Annotated in this window: 11 protein-coding genes; 3 read left to right on the forward strand and 8 right to left on the reverse strand. The window is 70.2% G+C overall.

Annotation, left to right across the window (positions count from 1 at the left end; genetic code table 11):
- Positions 1–239: 239 nt before the first annotated feature.
- The 6 genes from ABD224_RS12230 to ABD224_RS12255 form a co-directional block, all read right to left on the reverse strand.
- Positions 240–2,339, reverse strand: coding sequence for a protein kinase domain-containing protein (locus ABD224_RS12230; RefSeq protein WP_344049493.1), 2,100 nt, complete (start codon positions 2,337–2,339; stop codon positions 240–242).
- A gap of 581 nt (positions 2,340–2,920) precedes the next feature.
- Positions 2,921–3,415: a helix-turn-helix domain-containing protein gene (locus tag ABD224_RS12235; RefSeq protein WP_344049494.1), complete on the reverse strand. Its 495-nt coding sequence runs from the start codon at positions 3,413–3,415 to the stop codon at positions 2,921–2,923.
- Positions 3,416–3,572: 157 nt separating this feature from the next.
- Positions 3,573–4,115: a hypothetical protein gene (locus tag ABD224_RS12240; protein ID WP_344049495.1), complete on the reverse strand. Its 543-nt coding sequence runs from the start codon at positions 4,113–4,115 to the stop codon at positions 3,573–3,575.
- A gap of 847 nt (positions 4,116–4,962) precedes the next feature.
- Entirely contained in the window at positions 4,963–5,364 is a 402-nt protein-coding gene (locus tag ABD224_RS12245; RefSeq protein ID WP_344049496.1) for a hypothetical protein, read from the reverse strand.
- 402 nt (positions 5,365–5,766) lie between these two features.
- A complete protein-coding gene (locus ABD224_RS12250) occupies positions 5,767–6,615 on the reverse strand; it encodes a class I SAM-dependent methyltransferase (RefSeq protein WP_344049497.1) in 849 nt (282 codons plus the stop codon).
- A 115-nt stretch (positions 6,616–6,730) separates the two neighbouring features.
- Positions 6,731–7,339: a helix-turn-helix domain-containing protein gene (locus ABD224_RS12255; protein WP_344049498.1), complete on the reverse strand. Its 609-nt coding sequence runs from the start codon at positions 7,337–7,339 to the stop codon at positions 6,731–6,733.
- Between the two features lie 210 nt (positions 7,340–7,549).
- On the opposite strand from ABD224_RS12255, the gene ABD224_RS12260 reads away from it, so the two are divergent.
- On the forward strand, positions 7,550–9,142 hold the full coding sequence (locus ABD224_RS12260; protein ID WP_344049499.1) for an MFS transporter: 1,593 nt from the start codon (positions 7,550–7,552) through the stop codon (positions 9,140–9,142).
- A 222-nt stretch (positions 9,143–9,364) separates the two neighbouring features.
- A complete protein-coding gene (locus ABD224_RS12265; RefSeq protein ID WP_344049500.1) occupies positions 9,365–9,580 on the forward strand; it encodes a hypothetical protein in 216 nt (71 codons plus the stop codon).
- A 315-nt stretch (positions 9,581–9,895) separates the two neighbouring features.
- Here ABD224_RS12265 and ychF read toward each other — a convergent pair whose 3' ends face one another.
- Entirely contained in the window at positions 9,896–10,984 is a 1,089-nt protein-coding gene (gene ychF / locus ABD224_RS12270) for a redox-regulated ATPase YchF (RefSeq protein WP_344049501.1), read from the reverse strand.
- A gap of 265 nt (positions 10,985–11,249) precedes the next feature.
- Between ychF and ABD224_RS12275 the strand changes: the two genes are divergently transcribed.
- Positions 11,250–11,663: a DUF6542 domain-containing protein gene (locus ABD224_RS12275; RefSeq protein WP_344049503.1), complete on the forward strand. Its 414-nt coding sequence runs from the start codon at positions 11,250–11,252 to the stop codon at positions 11,661–11,663.
- A gap of 59 nt (positions 11,664–11,722) precedes the next feature.
- Here ABD224_RS12275 and ppgK read toward each other — a convergent pair whose 3' ends face one another.
- On the reverse strand, positions 11,723–12,514 hold the full coding sequence (ppgK, locus tag ABD224_RS12280; protein ID WP_344049504.1) for a polyphosphate--glucose phosphotransferase: 792 nt from the start codon (positions 12,512–12,514) through the stop codon (positions 11,723–11,725).
- Between the last annotated feature and the right edge of the window lie 3 nt (positions 12,515–12,517).

Raw genomic sequence — 12,517 nt, forward strand, 5'->3', positions numbered from 1 at the left:
TCGTCACCGAGCACTGGCCTCGCGTTCCCACGAGGTCCGGCGCACCTCTGCGCCGGCATCGCCGCACACCAGTCCCCGCCCGCGACGGTGAACCGGCCCGACCGGCCCGGGCCATCGTCGCCCCGGCTCCCGGACGTCCCCCGGCGCCCTTCGGCATCCCTCGGTGTCTCCTGAGCCCTCTCGATGTCCTTTGGCGCCCTCTGGTCCCTCCAGTGACGCCCTCCAGCCAGTGACGCCCTCTAGGCGGTGATCACCGAGACCGACCCCGAGCTGAAGTCCGCCACATAGACCCGGCGCCCGTCCGGGGACATCGCCACCCCGGCCGGGCCGGAGCCGACGGAGATGGTGTCGTCCACCTCGTTCGTCGCCGTGTCGATCACCGACACCGAACCCGAGCTGAAGCTGGTCACATAGGCCCAGCGGCCGTTCTCCGGGGCCACCGCCACCCCCTGCGGGCCGGAGCCGACGGAGATGGTGTCGTCCACCTCGTTCGTCGCCGTGTCGATCACCGACACCGAACCCGAACCCAGACTGGTCACATAGGCCCGGCGCCCGTCCGGAGACACGTCCACTCCCTGCGGAGAGCGGCCGACGGGGATGGTACGGCTCACCTTGTTCGTCGCGGTGTCGATCACGGACACCGAACCCGAGCCCAGGTTGGCCACATAGGCACGGCGCCCGTCCGGGGACATCGCCACCCCGGCCGGACTGGAACCGACGGGGATGGTGCTGTCCACCTTGTTCGTCTCCGTGTCGATCACCGACACCGAACCCGACCTTCCGTTGGTCACGTAGACCTGGCTTCCGTCCCCCGGGGACACCGCCACCCCGTCCGGCTGACGGCCGACGGGGACGGTGCTGTCCACCTTGTTCGTCGCCGTGTCGATCACCGACACCGAACCCGAACCCAGGTTGGCCACATAGGCCCGGTGTCCGTCCGGGGACACTTCCACCCCCTTCGGGAAACTGCCGACGGGAATGGTGCCGTCCACCTTGTTCGTCGCGGTGTCGATCACCGACACCGAACCCGAGCGCTCGTTGGTCACATAGGCCCGGCGCCCGTCCGGGGACACCGCCACCTCTTCCGGATGGCCGCCGACCCGGATCGAGGACACGGATGCCGGTGCGGGAGGGTCGGGCAGCGCCAGGTAGATGCCCGCGCCCCCTGCGACCAGCGCCACCGCCCCCGCGATGAGCCCGGCCCGCCGGCGTCCGGGCCGTGGCGGGCGGGGGTGCGGCCGGGCCTTCTCCTCCCGGCTCGACGGCGACTTCGGGGGCGGGCCGCCCGGTTCCTCCGGCTCGGCCGGCGACCGGAACTCGGCCGGCAGCCGGAACTCGACCGGCGGCAGAAGCTCGGTCTGCGGCGTCGGCTCCGCAGAGCGCGGCGACTTCGGGCCGACCGGCTCCTCCGCCCCGGCCGACGGCATGGCCGTGGGGAGGGCCACGGGCTGCGCGGAGGCCGGGCTGGGCTGGAGGGCGAGGGAGGTGAGCTGCTGGGCGGCCTCGTCGCCGTTCATCCGGTGCTCGGGATCCTTGGCCAGCAGCCCGAGGAGGAGCGGGGCCAGCTCCGCTGCCCGGCGCGGCGGGGCGGGAGGCTCGGACAGCAGAGCGCTCAGCAGGGCGCCGTCGGAGCCGCGGTCGAAGGGGCCGGTGCCCTCGAGTGCGAAGTACAGAGTGCCGCCGAGCGAGAACAGGTCGGAGGCCGGGGTGGGCGTCTCACCGCGGAGCCGCTCCGGGGCCATGAAGCGCACGGTCCCGATGATCTCCGCGGGTGCGGTCAGCCGCGGCGCGCCGGAGCTCGGTTCCAGCGCGATGCCGTAGTCGGTCAGCAGCACCCGGCCGTCCTCCGCGGCGTGGGAGGTGTGCGGGCCGGGTCCGGTCAGCAGGACGTTGGCCGGTTTGACGTCCCGGTGCAGGACACCGAGCCGGTGCCCCTCCATCAAGGCATCCAGGATCGCCAGCCCGATCCGGCGGACGTCGGCGAGCGGCAGCGGCCCCTGCTCGCGCACCACCGCCTCCAGGTCCGTGGCGCCGGGGACGAACTCCATGACGATCCACGGCAGACCGCCGGACTCCACGATGTCGTACACAGTGACGACATGGGGGTGGTTGCGCAGCCGGGCGGCGTGCTGTGCCTCGCCGCGGGCCCTCGCGATCCGGGCGCTCACCTCGCTCTCCGGGATGTCCGGCGACAGGACGATCTCCTTGAGCGCGACCTCGCACGCCAGCTCCTGGTCATGAGCCAGCCACACCCGTCCCATGCCACCGGTGCCGAGCCGACGCAGGAGCTGGTAACGCCCGGCGACCACGCGCCCGGCGGCCTCGTACGCTCCCGTCATGGCGCTCCCTCTTCCATGAGAGGAGGCCCGGTAGGGGTCCCCGGTGAGCGTTGAAAAGCCCTCTTCAGGTATTTCATATCGCCCAAAGAGCGGCAAGTCGCCCAGATCAGACCGGTCGCGGCCCGCGGATGTCTCCGCGTGGCTGTTCCGTGCGGCGGTGCCGGGATCACGGGAAAGCGCGCGTCGGATGGATGCCCTGAGCCCCGCCCTCCGCTCGTCTTCCGCCTTCCCGCCTTCCGTGACGCACGTTTGCTCGCGGCGCCGGGCGACGGTCGCGATGGGGAGGGCCTGTCGTGGCGACGACGAGACCGGGACGGGGCCGTGCCGTACGTCCGCACCGACCGGCGCGCGGTGGAGGCGGTCGGTCGGGCATCACCGATGCCGCTCTCGCGTCCTGCGTAGGGCGAACGGCTCCTGCCTCGGACCGGGACCGCCGGACGGGAGTCGGCCGCCTGGGCGACAGGGCCCAGGCGGCCGATCGACCACCGCATGTTCACCGGCTTCCACGGCTGGAAGTCCACCTCCTCGAGCCTGCTCGCCGGGCTTGGCCCGGCCCCTCGCTCTCTGCCCGCGGTCGTGCGTCACGAGCAGAAGGGGAAGGCGTCCTCTCCGTTCTCTCCGTTTTCTCCGTTGTTCTCCCCGAACAACGTGAACCAGTCGCCGTTGAGGAACTGCCGCTTCCAGGTGTCGATCTCGTTTTCCGAGACCTCGTACTTCTTGGCGGCTTCGGCGCGCGTCGTGTGTCCGGACATCACGGACATCACAATCCGTATCTTGTCCACCCCCTGGAGCTTCGCTCCTTTCGGCTTGTCCGGCAGCAGGTCGCCGGACCGGAGACAACCGGGCTTGCCGGGTTCGCCCGGCTGACCGGGCCTGCCGCCCTTTCCGCCTTCCCCTCCCCTGCCGCCTTTGCCGCAGTCCGAGTGATGGCCGAAGGAGCGGTGGCTGCCATGGGTGGAGTGGTGAGTGTCCGCTGGGGCGCCCCGCGCCGCGTCGGCGGCGTACACGGTGCCGATGGCGATGACCAGGGAGGCCGTCCCCAGGACGAGGGAACGCTGCCGAGGGTTTTTGAACATGAGGATTCTCCGTTTCCAGGTCAAGGGTGTCGATCAGGGGTAGGGCCTCGGGCTCCGTGTCCGGCCGGCCGAGGCCGATCGTGGTGATCAACGGGACGGGGTGGAGGCCCTCGAGACCTCCACCCCGTCGAGACGGGGCCGTTGTGGCCCGTGGCGATCAGAAGACGCTGAAGCCGCCGACTCCGCCGTTGCCGCCATTGCCGAAGATGCTGAAGCCGCCGGCACCACCGTTGCCCCCGTTGCCGAAGACGGTGCTGCCTCCGAAGCCGCCGTTGCCCCCGTTGCCGAAGACACTGCTGCCACCGAAGCCGCCGTTGCCCCCGTTGCCGAAGACGCTGCCGCCGCCGGAACCGCCGGAACCGCCGTTGCCGAAGACACTGCTGCCACCGAAGCCGCCATTGCCTCCGTTGCCGAAGACGCTGCCGCCACCGCCACCGCCGCCGCCTCCGCCGCCGAAGACGCTGCTGCCACCGGCGCCGCCGTCGCCCCCGTTGCCGAAGACGCTGCCCCCACCGGAACCGCCGGAGCCGCCACCGGTGACGACGCTCGAGGTCACGGAGTGGCTCGGGGCCTGCGTCGCGGCGGACGCCGGAAGGGCGGCGCCTCCAGTGACCAGAGCGGCCGAGGCGAAGACCATCGCGAAGCGGAATCCTCGTCGCTTGGACTTGGCGTCGTTGTGAGTACGAGCGTTACGAATCATGCGTTTCTCCTTCTGAAAGGTTTTTCTGACCCGACCCGAGAAGTCAGGACGGTGATCGGCGGATCGCCTCCGATCGGGACCACCGCGCTGGAACGGCTGGTAGTCCAGCGAGAGGGAGAATCCTCGTCGAGGATTTCCTCCGCGCTCTGCGGTCTCATTTCCTTTCCGGTGAGTTCCGCACTTCCATTGAGCCCGATCGGCAAGAAGCCGTCATGCTCCGAGGACTCGGGACTTGACGGCATCGAAGGCGTCGACTAATAGCCCGAGGACTGCCTCCAGTCACCATGGTCATTTCGAGGCGCCGACGGCCATGGCAGCAGTCAAGCATTTCCTGAAATGCCATCAATTGCCTTCATTTCAGGCACTTCTGACGCACCATTCAGTCGTCATCGTCCGGCGCCGACGTCGCCCGCCCGTGGTGCGTTCCCCACGCCCCGTCGAAGGCGCGCTTGTGCTGTCAGGAGGCATCGGCCTGTCAGGACAAGGGGCGAGAAGGAATGCCGGTGCCGCCCGCAGCCACTCCTGTGGCCATGGGCGACGGAGACGACTACGGCACAGGCAGTACGGCGCGGACGGCGAGAACCGGATGACACATCCACGTACTGCTGCGCATGAGCATGTTCGCTCCTCCCGCGCACGCTCTCAGAAGCAGGAAAAACTCGGCAAGCCCGAGGCGGACGCATGCACAGCCCTCGGAACGGGCACCCTCCCCCTTCGTTCTGCACGTGCCGCCCACGGCGCAGAACCATGCGAAACAGCCCGCCCTGAGAATGTCCTGCGGACACACGAAGGCCTGGCTGGGCATTTTCGCCCAGCCAGGCCGTGAAGTCTCTGCTCTCCGTGGAAATCAGGTCAGAACGTTCCCACTCCCGTTTCCGTTCCCGTTGCCATTGACGGTGTTGTTGTCCCCAATGACGATGACGATGACGGAGCCGTTGTTGCCGCCGTCCTTGGCGCCATTGTGATGACCGTAGTCATACTCGTCGTACTTGCCATGACCACCATGGCCACCGTGACCGCCACGGCCACCATGACCGCCATGACCCCCATGACCGCCATGACCGCCATGGCCACCATGACCCCCATGACCGCCATGCCCGCCGTAGGCGACCGCGGCCGTGGCCACGGTCCCGGTGTGCGGCGTCGCCGGAGCAGCGAACGCACTGGTGGGCACCAGCGCACCCCCTGCGGCCAGAGCGGTCGAGGCAGTGGCCATCACAAGGCGCTGCTTCCACGAAGTACGAGGCATGTGGGGTCTCCTCCAGTGAGAAAGGTCGGGGGTGCTGAACGGCCCTGTTGGTTCACGGGCCTTTCTCCGGCGGGACACATGTCCCGTACGGCACATCGCCACGGCCGTTCCGGACGATGCGAGGGCCACCCGCTCCGCGTGGGCCCATGTCTCCAGTAGGCCCTGCTGGCGCCCTCGGCGTCATGCCGCTGAAATTCGGGGCTTGACAGCCTGCGGCGATCCCGGTAGCCGCTCTGAACGGCGCACCCGGCCCGCGGCACCAGCCGACGCTCGGCCTCTCCCCGTACGGGAACCAGGTGTACGCCCGGGAATTGCCGGCCGACCGTGAGCCCGTCGGCCCGGGCGTATGCGCCGGCCTGTGTCAGGGCCTCCTTGGTGCGGTGGTGGTGCGGTGGTCCTCGGTCAGCCGTGACGACGTGCCGCCCAGACGGTGCGCTCGGTGCGCACGGCGAGGTCGTCGCGGCGCAGGATGCTGTGCGGGCCGTCGGTGTCGAGCAGCCGGTCGAGGGCGGCGACGTCGTACGCCGGCAGGGCGTCGACGACGCTGTGCCGCAGGCGCCGCAGGACACCGAGCGCGTAGGTGCCGATCGCCGGGTCGCGGGATCCTTCGACGGTGACGGTGACGGTACGTTCGCCTTCGAGGGAGAAACCGGCGGCGGTCAGCATGGGCCCCCAGTCGGCACCGCGGTGGGGCAGGTGGTGGGCGTGGAACTTCCGGCCGGCGGCGTGGCAGCGCTCCTCCAGGCCGGGCCGTTCCTCCGGGGCGTCCGCGGGCAGAAAGCGCGGCAGGCCGGCCAGTTCCACGACGGCGAAGAGTCCTCCCGGGGCGAGCAGGTCGTACACGTGGCGCAGCGCCTCGTCCGGGTGGGCCATGTGGTGCATCGAGGCGGACGCCCACACCAGGTCCGGGCTGCCGAGGTCCGGCCAGTCGCTCTCGTCCAGATCGGCCAGGACCGTTCGCACGCGATCGTCCACACCCAGGGCACAGCTCTTCTCCCGCAGGCGCCGCAGGTGGCCGGCAGAGGCGTCGACCGCCGTGATCCGCGCGTCGGGGAACCGTTCGAGCAGGGCGAACGTGCCCGCACCTGTGCCGCAGCCGAGGTCGACGATCTCGCGCGGGGGCGCCGGGAGGGGCAGCCACCGGATGATGGCGGCTGTGTGGTCGGCCAGGACGTCCGCGTCCAGATCGAGGATTTCCACCTGGCTGTCGGCGTCGTGCTGGTGGTGAGGGCTGTGAGGTGCGTGAGGCATGGCCGCACGGTAGGGGCGGCCATGCGTATGGCGCACGCGGTGTCCCGGTCCGGGCAAGAAGGTGGTCGCGCGGCGTGCCGGAGAGGCAAAGCACCTCGCCCCGGACTCGTGCCGGTCATGCGCGTGAAGCACGTCCGTCGCGGTCACCGGTGCGCTCGCCGTTGCCGTCGCGCTGGTGGCCTCGACGGGCGTCGCGGTCGAAGATGCCCAGGATCTCGCACGGCCCTCCTTCCGCGCCGATGGCGTGGGGCAGCATGGTGGGGAACTCCGCGGCCTGGTTGGTCTCGATGCGGAAGCGGCGGTTTCCCAGCAGGAGGACCGCGGTGCCCGACAGGACGACGAGCCATTCACGCCCCGGGTGGGCGCGCATGCGGGCGGGGTTGTCCGGCGGCGGCTCGGTCAGCCGCTGACGCACGACGCTCACGCCCGGGTCCCCCTTGACGGGCCAGCGCATGAGCCTGTGGGCACTGTCGATCATCGGGCTGACGACGACGTCGTCGGACGCCGTCTCCACGAGCTGGTCCAGTGTTGTGTCCAGGGCGCGGGCGAGCGTGACCAGCTGGTCGAGGGCCAGACGGCGCCGGCCGTTCTCGATGCGGCTGAGCGAGGACTGACTGATGTTGGCCCGCCTGGCCAGTTCCTCGAGCGACCACCCCTGCGCCACCCGCAGGGCGCGGATCCGTTTGCGTACGAGGCTGTCCAGATCGCCATCGTCTTGCTTCATGGGCAATAGCGTATGCCTCTTCTGCAATCCGGGGTTAGCTTCGTGAGCCGAGGCCCGGGACCGGGCGGGCCGACCGCCTGACCACCGGGCCGCCACCGGCTCGGGCTTCCCGCACCCAAGACCCGGCTCCCAGTCCCCTCCCCCGAGCGACCGGTTGTGTTCCGGCGTTCGATCCCGCATGCCCGTTGCGGCCTGTTGTGAGAGGAATCCATGAGTACGAACCAGCTTCCCCAGGTGGTGGCCGAGGACAGCGGGGACGCGCCGGACGCGCGTCAGCTGCGCGGCGTCCTGATCGCCGTCTCCCTCGCCCTGATGGCCGTGGTCGCCTCCGTGACGGGGCTGAACGTCGCGCAGACCCACCTCGCGGTCGAGTTCGGCGCCTCGCAGAGCACCGTTCTGTGGATCATCAACATCTACACCCTGACCCTGGCGGCGCTGCTGCTGCCGCTCGGCGCGGTCGGTGACCGTCTGGGCCGCAGGCCCGTGCTGATCACCGGGCTCACGCTCTTCGGCGTCGCCAACGTGGCAGCCGGCTTCGCCCCGAACGCCGAGGCGATGCTGGCCTCGCGTGTGGTCGCCGGCGTCGGAGCGGCCGTGATCATGCCGATCACCCTGGCTGTGATCACCTCCACCTTCCCAAAGGAGCAGCGGGGCAGGGCGATCGGCGTGTGGACCGGTGTCGCCGGTGGCGGCGGCATCCTCGGCATGTTCCTGTCCGCCCTCCTCGTCGATGTCGCGGACTGGCGCCACCTGTTCGTCCTGCCCGTGGTCCTGGTGGTCGCCGCACTGACGATGACGCTGAAGTCGGTGCCCAACTCCCGCGAACGCTCCGCGCATTCCGTCGACACCGTCGGCGCGCTGCTCTCCGTCGTCGCCGTGGCCGGCCTCATCTTCGTCCTGCAGGAAGGCCCCGAGCGCGGCTGGACCGCCACCGCACCGCTGATCGGCCTCGTCGTCGGGCTCGTCGCCACCGTGGCTTTCGTCGCCTGGCAGCTGCACCGCCGCGACGCCTCGCTCCTGGATGTGCGTCTGTTCCGTGAGCGCGGGCCGGCCGGGGGCTCCCTCACGCTGCTGGTGGTCTTCGGCGTCCAGGCCGGTGTCTCCGTGGTTCTCTTCCCGTTCTTCCAGGCCGTGCTGGGCTGGTCCGGGCTGCTGTCCACCCTGGCGCTGATGCCGATGGCCGTCATGATGATGGTGATGTCCGGCATGGCCCCCAAGCTGGCCGCCCGCATCGGCTCCCGCTCGACCATGGCCGTCGGTGTCGCGCTGGGCGCGGCCGGTCTGGCTCTGATGGCCCTGTTCGTCTCCGCCGACGGCGGCTACACAGCCATCCTGCCCGGCATGATCGCCATGGGTGCCGGCATGGGCCTGGCGATGACGCCGTCCACCGAGGCCATCACCCTGTCACTGCCGCGCGAGAAGCAGGGCGTCGCCTCCGCGCTCAACGACTTCACCCGCGAGTTCGGCACCGCGCTCGGTGTCGCCCTGCTCGGCTCCCTGGTCTCGGCCGGCTACCGCGACGCCATCGACGACAGGCTCGACGGCATCCCCGCCGACACCGCGGACCTCGCACACGAAGGCATCGCCACCGCCATCGAGGCATCGGGCGGCGCGGGCTCCCGCGCCCAGGACCTCGTCCACTCCGCACAGCAGTCCTTCGTCGACGGCTGGCAGCAGGCCATGTGGGCCGGTGTGGTCGTCATGGGCGTTCTGTTCGTCTGCATCGCCCTGCGCGGTCCGGAGAACACCACCCCTGCCCCGGCCACGGACACGGAAGCCGCCGAGGCCGTCCCCACCCGCTGATCCAGGGCGGCAGGCGAGCCCACCCGCCGGAGAGCGTGCGGCGAGAATCCCCGCACCTGTGCCGGTGAGCCCCCGAAGCGGGGCCGGATCGGCCCTGGGGCCCTGAAACCGCACCGCGCTCCCGGCCGGTGGGACGCGGCGGTCGGAACCCTCGGCCGCGCGGCAGCAGCACAACGGCCCGAGGCCGAAGGCGGTGCATCTCCCGAGCGGTACCTTGGGGCAATGCCCCACCCTCACATCGACCCGGACGACATCGGCCTCCGCTTCGCTCTCCAGATCCTCGGCGCGGAGTTGGCGGACTCGCCTCCGCCCGCCGATTCCCCGCTCGGCCGGCTGCGTCAGTTCACCGCCGCCAACCCCGGCACGGTCCTGACGACCGACCACATCCGCCGGGCCATCGACGGCACTCTGCCCACCACGCCCTCGGATCGCCCCTGAAGCGGGTGCTCCTGAAGAAGACGCCCTTGAAGAAGCCGGTCCACCCTTTCGTATCGAGCGGGGCCCGCTCGATACGCCTCAGCGCGCCTCAGCGCGTCAGCACCAAGTCAGCACAGGGCCGGAAAACAGCCTGAAGCAGCCCGGCAGAACAGGAAACAGCCCCCGGAGAGCAGAAAACAGCCCGGGAAACAGAAAGAGGAGAAGAGGAGAACAGGGGGAACAGGGGGAACAGGAAGGGGCCGGACCGTGCGATCCGGCCCCTGACCTGGAGTTCTCTGCTCTGATCGGCGGTTCGGCCGATCAGGGGGTCAGGCGTCAGACGTTGAAGCGGAACTCCACCACGTCCCCGTCCTGCATCACATAGTCCTTGCCCTCCATACGGGCCTTGCCCCTGGCGCGGGCCTCGGCGACCGAGCCGGCCTCGACGAGGTCCTCGAAGGAGATGACCTCGGCCTTGATGAAGCCCTTCTGGAAGTCGGTGTGGATGACACCGGCGGCCTCGGGAGCGGTGGCGCCCTTCTTGATGGTCCAGGCGCGGGCCTCCTTGGGGCCGGCCGTCAGATAGGTCTGCAGGCCGAGGGTGTCGAAGCCGACGCGGGCCAGCGTGGCCAGACCCGGCTCGTCCTGGCCGACGGACTGCAGGAGCTCCAGGGCGTCCTCCTCGTCGAGTTCGGCCAGGTCGGCCTCCAGCTTGGCGTTGAGGAAGATCGCCTCGGCGGGGGCGACCAGGGCGCGCTGCTCGTTCTTGAAGTCCTCGTCGACCAGCTCCTCCTCGTCGACGTTGAAGACGTAGAGGAAGGGCTTGGTGGTCAGCAGGTGCAGGTCGTGCAGGAGCGCGGCGCGCTCGGTGCCCTGGACGATGCCGTGCGCGAAGAGGGTGTCGCCCTTCTCCAGGATCTCCTTGGCCTCCTCGACGGCCTTGGCCTTCGGGGCCACGTCCTTCTTGACCCGCGCCTCCTTCTGGAGCCGGGGCAGGACCTTCTCGATGGTCTGGAGATCGGCGAGGATCAGCTCGGTGTTGATCGTCTCGATGTCGTCCTTGGGCGAGACCCTGCCGTCGACGTGGACGACGTTCTCGTCCTTGAAGGCACGGATGACCTGGCAGATCGCGTCCGACTCGCGGATGTGCGCCAGGAACTTGTTGCCCAGGCCCTCGCCCTCACTGGCGCCGCGCACAATGCCGGCGATGTCGACGAAGTCGACGGTCGCCGGGACGATCCGCTCCGACTTGAAGATCGAGGCGAGCTGGGTGAGCCGTTCGTCCGGGACGCCGACAACGCCCACGTTCGGCTCGATCGTGGCGAACGGGTAGTTGGCCGCGAGCACGTCGTTCTTGGTCAGGGCGTTGAACAGGGTCGACTTGCCGACATTCGGCAGACCGACGATTCCGATCGTGAGCGACACGTTTACGACTTCCCGTACGTGAGGAGACTTAAGGGCCAGGCGGCCGATCCACCAGTCTACGGCGTGTCGCGGTTCGGCCCCGAGACGGTCCGAGCGCCGGGCCGGGACGCGGGGTCCGGCGTGTCAAACGGCGTATTCGACACATAAACAGACCTAGGTTGGTCCAGTGGAGCACTACGGAGCGCGACGCCGGCAGCACGGACCACGACACGACAGGCCGCCGATCCCCGCGGCGCGGCGGGCGTCGGCGGCCGGGCCTCCGCCGGTGCCCAGGCCGACCGCGGCCCGCGCCCCGCGGCAGCGGCCCGGTCCGCGGCTGACGGGGCTGGGCGCCGGGCTGTTCTGCGGGGCCGCCATGCTCCTGCTGGGTTTTGCCGATCTGCTGCTCCTCGACGGGTCCCCGCTCGCGTACAGCGTGCTGTTCCTGCCGGTGTGCGTGCTGACCGCGCTGTGGGTGCGCCGGGGCGATCTGCTCACCGCGCCCATCGTGGCGCCGGTCGGGTTCGCCGTGGGGCTGCTGCCGGTGGTCGACGGGGGCGGAGGGCTCCTCGGCAGGCTGCCGGGGCTGGTGACCGTGCTCGCCACCCAGGCGCCGTGGCTGTACGCGGGGACACTGCTCGCGGGGATCACGGCGCTGGTACGGCGGCGGGCGGCGGTGCGGAACCGTACGCGGAGGTGAGGCCGTGCGGCGGCGCCTCACCGTCCCAGGCGCCTCACCGTCCCAGGCGCCTCGCCGTCTCAGCCGTGCTGCTGCGCGTCTCCGCCGTGCTGCTCCTCGTCCTGGCCGTGCTGCTCCGCCGCGTGCATCGCCGCGCCCACGATGCCCGCGTTGTTCTGCAGCTGGGCGGGGACGATCTCCGCCTCGATGCCCTTGATGAGGGGCAGGAACTTGTGGGCCTTGCGGCTGACGCCGCCGCCGATGATGAACAGCTCGGGGCTGAAGAGCATCTCGACGTGGGCGAGGTACTTCTGGACCCGGCGCGCCCAGCGTTCCCAGTTCAGGCCCTGGTCCTCCTTGACCTTGCTGGAGGCCCGCTTCTCCGCCTCGTGGCCGTTCAGCTCCAGGTGGCCCAGCTCGGTGTTGGGGACCAGGACGCCGTCGACGAAGACCGCGCTGCCGATGCCGGTGCCGAAGGTCAGCAGGATGACCGTGCCCTTGCGGTCCCGGCCGGCGCCGAAGCGCATCTCGGCGACGCCGGCCGCGTCGGCGTCGTTGACGACGGTCACCGGCAGGCCGCCGAGCCGCTCGCCGAGCAACGCACGCGCGTCGGTGTCGATCCAGCTCTTGTCGACGTTGGCCGCCGTACGGACCGTGGAACCGCCGGTGACGACGCCCGGGAACGTCAGTCCGACCGGTCCCGTCCAGCCGAAGTGGTCGATCACCTGCTTGACCCCGTCGGCCACTCCGTCGGGCGTCGCCGGGTGCGGGGTGAGCACCTTGTGCCGCTCCTGGGCCAGGTCGCCCTTGTCCAGGTCCACCGGGGCACCCTTGATCCCGGACCCGCCGATGTCCACGCCGAAGATCTGCATGAC

The organism is Streptomyces thermoalcalitolerans (genome assembly GCF_039525155.1).
GTDB lineage: Bacteria > Actinomycetota > Actinomycetes > Streptomycetales > Streptomycetaceae > Streptomyces > Streptomyces thermovulgaris.